We start from the raw sequence: 518 nt of genomic DNA, 5'->3' as shown, positions 1-518 counted from the left end.
CTCATTTATTCGTTTAGTTTCACTTGTCAAAATTATAGCATAAACCGCTTACAATGAAAGTTAGTGCGTAAATATTTTGTTTCGGCATTGATAAATTATACCGGTACAATCATAATGAAAGCGTAACCAAAACGAAGGGGTGGGTGAAATGTCGGGGAAAGTGAGAGATTATACGAGACTAGCAAAAGACATTTTAGAGGCCGTAGGCGGGGAAGAGAATGTGATTGGGGCTTCTCGCTGCGCTACCAGACTTCGATTGGTGCTGAAGCGGTCTACCCCTAAAGCGAAGGATATCGTTAAATCGATGCTACCATCCCGGCGTCATTACGGTTGTCATGGTTACGCCTACAAAGCATGCGATTGGCCTGCGTTCAGCGTCTGGCGTCGAATTGCTTGCGCACATCGGGCTGGATAGAGTGACATTAGACGGCACGTCTTTTTCCTTGAAGGTAAAAGAAGGCGATACCGAAAAAAGGCGAAGTGCTTGTTGAGTTTGATAAGCTTTCATTGAAGAGATT

The 518-nt window shown here is 44.4% G+C and carries 1 protein-coding gene and 1 pseudogene; both read left to right on the top strand.

The annotated features are described in order from the left end of the window. Positions 1–148: 148 nt before the first annotated feature. Positions 149–307: pseudogene (locus ACWHAR_RS31985) on the top strand (PTS transporter subunit EIIB); the annotation flags it as partial. Positions 308–335: 28 nt separating this feature from the next. Further along, a complete protein-coding gene (locus tag ACWHAR_RS31980; protein ID WP_237984027.1) occupies positions 336–491 on the top strand; it encodes a PTS glucose transporter subunit IIA in 156 nt (51 codons plus the stop codon). Positions 492–518: the final 27 nt, after the last annotated feature.

Source organism: Bacillus sp. LR--39 (genome assembly GCF_053613335.1).
The sequence above is the reverse complement of the archived record's forward strand: the minus strand, read 5'-3'. Positions and strand labels throughout refer to the sequence as shown.